Genomic DNA, 5,065 nt, shown 5'->3' on the forward strand with positions numbered 1-5,065 from the left:
CAACAGAACCAACAATAGCAATTGGTGTCACTGGATCTACTGTATACGATTCCTGATAAGTACAGCCATTTGCATCTTTAACCTGGAATAAATAGGTTCCAGGTGTTAAATTTGCAAAGGTAGTTGTAGTTTGTGGTCCTCTAATAATTGGCGAAGGAGCAATAGTTTCATAATTTAAAATTCCAACACCTCCTGTATGTCCTGTAATTTCAACTGTACCGTTTACTAAACAAGTTACAGGCACTGTTGTACTAAACATTAAATCAGATGGAGCAACTAGGGCTGGAACATTTACTCCATTTGTTAAGGTAAAGATACAGCCATTAGCATCTTTTACATACACATCAAAAGCAGTTCCAGCATACGTTTGATACGTATTTGTTGGAGAATAATTGGCTCCTCCATCAAAACTATATTTATAAGGAGATGTTCCCGTTCCTGGAGTAGCAACTACCGTAACTGTAGCTGGCTGTGCTACATTTCCTGTTCCACATGTTAATGGAGTAGTTATAGAAGAAGTTGCTGTTAAAAGTGATGGTTGAGTAATATTAATTGGAGCTGAAGCTAATACACAGCTTTTTGCATTACGCACAGTTACTACATATGTATTACCTGCTGGTAAGCCAGTATAGATTCCTGTTACGTCTCCAGTATTATTAGACCCTGTACCTGTCAAGTCATAAGCATAAGGACCTTCTCCTGCAGTTACATTAACTTTAATAGTGCCATCCGAACCACCATTACAGCTTACATTTGTTTGAGTCGTTCCGAAAACTGTTGTTGGTATTGGATCTAAAACAATAGCTTTTATCGTTTGACAGAGAGTTGCATTATTTGCATCCGTAACTCTAAAAGTATAGGTTCCGGCAATAGGAGCAGAAAGCACATTAGTAGCCATCATTGTCCAAGGCCCACCACCAGTAGTAGAATACTCATAAGTATAATTAGCAGTTGGTGTTGTATCTCCTCCTGTAGTAGTTAGAGTAATTGTTGCATTTGGCATTCCTGTACAATCTAATTCTTTTGTTAATGTAGTGGTCAATTCCAGCTTAGGATGAACCACATAATCAACATTCGCTGTACAACCATTACCATCTTTGATAACTAAATTATATGTTTTTGCAGCATTAAATGTAAAATTTGGTGAATCTTGGAAAGCGCTGCCATCTACGCTATAACTTGCATCGCCAACAATGGTAGGGTCTACTGTACCAACAATATTTATAGTAAAGGCAGTATTGTTATAACAAATAGGTGCTGGTAAATTAATTGTTGGAGCAATATTGGCATCTAAAGTAACTGAAGCATTTTTAATACAGCCATAAGCATCTTTTGCATACACAATATAATTTCCTGTTGTACTTGTTTCAAAAGTAGTAGCCGATACCCAGCCAGCAGAACCTGCAGTAGGTGCTGGAACTGATGCTAAAAGATATTGATAAGTATACGGTGCAGTACCGTCTTTTGCCTGTGCAGCAATAACACCATCTTCATTACAATTTACTTTTTTGATTTTACTAGCTGTAACTGATAAATCAATAGCTGATTCTGTAATATCAAAAGGAGCTGAAGTCACACTGCAACCTGCATGTGTAGCGACACCAGTTTCAGTAACCAAAACAAAATAATTTCCAAAAGGTAACACACCAAAATTATTTATAACTAAAGAACCTGAAGCTGGTATAGTTGTTGAAACTGCTGATCCTATTGGAGTAACTGATTGTGAATTAAAAATCTGATACGTTACTGGAGTAGATGCTCCATACGTATGATTCATCGTAAAAGTAACATTACCATTAGCCATTCCTTTACAAGTAATATTATTAGCAATTATTGGATTAACAGTAATGGTTGAATTCGTAGGGATAGGTAAAGTAGATGTTTCAAAATAATAACATCCTGTAAGCGCATCATGAACAACAAATGTGTATGTAACGCCAGGCAATAAATTCGGAATAGTAGTTTTTTTACTTCCAACAGCATCTTCATCATACCATGGTAATGCGGTTGGACCTGTGTAAGTTAATCCCGGAGAATATACTGCAAAATGATATGGACCAGGACCAGTCACAGAAGATAAAGGTCCTCCAACAGCAATTATAGCTGAACCTGGAGCAGAACAGTCAGCTGGAGGTGATGTAACTGTAATATCTAAATCATCTGGTGGAGAAGCTATTAAAATATTATTTTCAAAAGCCGTACAACCGTTAGAATCTGTAATAATTATTTGATAAAATCCAAAATCTACAACATCAAAAACTACTGATAGTCCAGTTTGATTAGAGAATTTTTTATCATATCCATTTACACCTGTAACATGGTATATGTAATTTGGTGTACCACCAGAAACAGAATTAATTGTTATTCTACCAAGTGAAATTCCAGTAAGATTATTACAAGTTATTGGAGTAATAGATCTAGAAAAAACAATAGGAGTAGGCTCATTAATTACAAAAGGAAAAGTATCTGTACAACCTTTAGCATCTGTAACAGTTATAGCATATGTTCCAGCAGATAATCCAGAAGTTTGTGTTCCGTAATCAAAAACTGTAGGAGCTGTTCTTCTTACATTAAAAACAAATGGTGATTGACCTAAAGTATTATTGACAGTTATAGAAATAGCAGCAGTGTCATCTCCATTACAATTGATAAATGCCGTTTGAGTAACACCAGTAATATCTGGATTTACCGGAGTAGTTACAGGTATAGCTGTTGTTGTTGTATAAGTACAACCTGTTGCAGTATCGGTTACTGTAAACGTATAGTTTCCTGCTGCACTAGTTGTAAATATATTAGCTGCAAAAGTTCCTGTATTTGGAGAAGCAGTATAAGTAAATGGACCTACACCTCCTGTTGGAGTTAATGTTATTCTAGCAGCCGTTGGAGCTGGATTACAAGTGATATTTTTATTTAGAACTGCGTTCAATGTCAATTGCGGTGCAACATTTATTACATTACTATCTGCAGTACATCCATTAACATCTTTCACTTTTATTGTATAACTGCCTGATGTAGTTACTACAAAAGTATTTCCTGACTGATAAGAGCTTCCACCATTTATACTGTACGTAAGTGTACCTGTACCACCTAATCCATTTGCTGTAATAGTATAAGAACCTGCTCCTAAACATTGTGCAGTCGCAGAAGCGGTTACTGTAGGCGTTGGGTCTAAAATTATAGCAACATCTAATTTAAATGTACAGCCATTAGCATCTTTTACCCAAACATCCCAATTAGCATTTGTAGCTGGATTCAGGTTCGCAATATTACTTGCAATATAATCCGCAGCTAGTGGTGGAACGCCATCAATCTTATATGCATAAGTATAAGGGGATGTACCTCCTGTTGCTGTAATAGTAACTTTAGAAGTTGTTGTAATACAGTTCGCATTAACTTTGGCCACAGTCGCTGATAAAGCAGCTGCCGGCTGTGCTATTGTTATAGATGTTGGAGCACTACATCCAGTAACTGCATCAGTAAAGACAACATTATAAACACCTGCCACTCTATTAGACAGAGTAAAGCTCGCTGCCGTCTGACCTGTTACAGCAGCTCCTCCATTAACGGTATAACTGTATGTTCCAGAGAACCCGCTAACATTGTAACTGATAGAACCTGTATTGTTTCCAAAACAATCAACATCAGTTAGTTTTGAAGCAGTCACTGCAATCGGTGTAACTGACGGTACTGTAAATGATTTGGTATCATAACATCCGTTAGCATCCGTTACTTTAAAAGTATATGTTGTACCACCAGCCAAGCCAGTGAATACTCCTGTTGCGTTTGATGCAACTGCTGCGGCAGGGGCTGTAATTGCATAAGTAAGCGCTCCTACTCCAGTCCCTGCAGTTCTTGTTACAGTTACTGTACTTGTAGTACTTGCAGCTGGCGAACAATAAATAGGTGTACCGCTTATATTAGCAATAACTGGAGGGTTTAATCTGTTCAGTATAATAGCAGTTCCTGCCTGAGTACAGCCTTTGCTGTCTTTTACTGAATAATTTACTGTCTGGTTGCTGCCATTATCATTATAAGTTTTTGTTCGGGTTGTACTATAACCACCTCCATCAAAACTATAAGTATAAGGCGCTGTTCCTGTGGTCGGCACATTGATTGTTACTACTGCTGACTGATAAACATTCGAAGTATTACAGCTGAAACTTGTAGCTGAAGCCGAAACAACTAATGCTGTTGGCTGTGTAAGGGTAATAGTAGCTGGTGCAGATACACAGCCTTTGCTGTCTTTTACCTGATAGGCATAGGCTATTCCTGCACTCAATCCAGGGTAGGTAACCGTAGTGGTAAACCCGCTTCCGTTGAAGCTATAGCTGTATCCGCCTGATCCGCCTGATCCTGCCAAAGTAACGCTTCCGTTATTTCCTCCATTACAGCTTACCTGTACTGGCGTAGCGGTAACTGTCGGATTTGTAATTCCAATAACTGTAGCTGAAGCTGTAGTAGTACAGCCGTTGGCATCAGTGATAACAAATTTATAAGTATCGGCGTTGGCATTGCTTACGCTGGTCGTAAATGTCAATGAAGCACTTGGCGCGCTTGGCACGCTTATGGCTCCTGTGCCTTTTTGTACTGTATACGTATAAGGAGCTTTGCCCCCTGTAATTGTTGTAGTGATCACTGCATCTGGACTCGCAGAACAGTCTAACAGCTTGGTAACAGCTGCTCCGGATGTCAATTGAGGATAAACCGTAACAGCTGCTGCTGAAGCAGTACACTGGTTGCCGTCTTTTACCCATACTGTATATGGAGTCGCACTCGCTGGAACATTGAATGTATTGCCTGCCTGGAAAGCACCGGAAGCTCCGTTGATTCCATAAGTCAGTGTTCCTGTTCCTCCTGTTCCTGTAGCAGTAATAGTGAAACTGCTGCCTGACGCTGTACACTGGTTACTCACAACCGCTGTCACTGATGGCATAGCATCTTGTATAACAGTTACCGTAGTTTTTACAGTACAGCCGTTAGCATCCTGCACATACACATCCCAGGCTAAATCAGCACCTGAGTTAGTGTCTACTGTTACAATATTGCTCGAAGCAAAAACACTTGG

General features: G+C 38.9%; 1 protein-coding gene. It reads right to left on the reverse strand.

Annotated features, from left to right (window positions below):
• Positions 1 to 5,065 (reverse strand): beta strand repeat-containing protein (locus ABEG11_RS18905; RefSeq protein ID WP_348825744.1); only part of this gene is annotated, 5,065 nt, incomplete at both ends.

The sequence above is a fragment of the Flavobacterium aestuarii genome (assembly GCF_040049115.1).
GTDB classification, from domain to species: domain Bacteria; phylum Bacteroidota; class Bacteroidia; order Flavobacteriales; family Flavobacteriaceae; genus Flavobacterium; species Flavobacterium aestuarii.